The sequence below is a fragment of the Alcanivorax sp. HI0083 genome (genome assembly GCF_001635175.1).
Map to the genome: position 1 here is coordinate 1 of NZ_LWFX01000685.1, position 335 is coordinate 335.

The 335-nt window shown below is 63.6% G+C and carries 1 protein-coding gene; it reads right to left on the reverse strand.

Annotated elements, in window-relative coordinates; all coding sequences use genetic code 11:
• The coding region (locus tag A3754_RS06785; protein WP_156496866.1) for a helix-turn-helix domain-containing protein at nucleotides 1–335 on the reverse strand (335 nt) is incomplete at both ends.

A 335-nucleotide genomic window follows, 5' to 3' on the forward strand; every position in this document is an offset into this window, starting at 1 on the left:
TATCGGAAAAACCCAGTTCAGCGGCCAGGCCGTGCATGTCGCAACGGGGCTGGCTCAGGGCCTTGCAGGCATGCTGATGGCGCACCTGATCGCGCAGTTGTGCAAACCGCGCACCTTCTTCCTGGAGGCGCCGCTGGAGCGTACGCGGGGTCATGGCCAGCGCATCGGCCACCGCTTCCATGGTCACCGTATGCTCACCGAGTAGCCGCTCCAGATGCTTGATCACCTGCCCGGTAATACCCGCCGCCCGAGACAGGCCTGCCAGCACCTGGTCCGCAGAACGGCGTAATCGTTCATTGTATTTCGGATAGGCGCGGGGCAACGGTGTGCCAAGC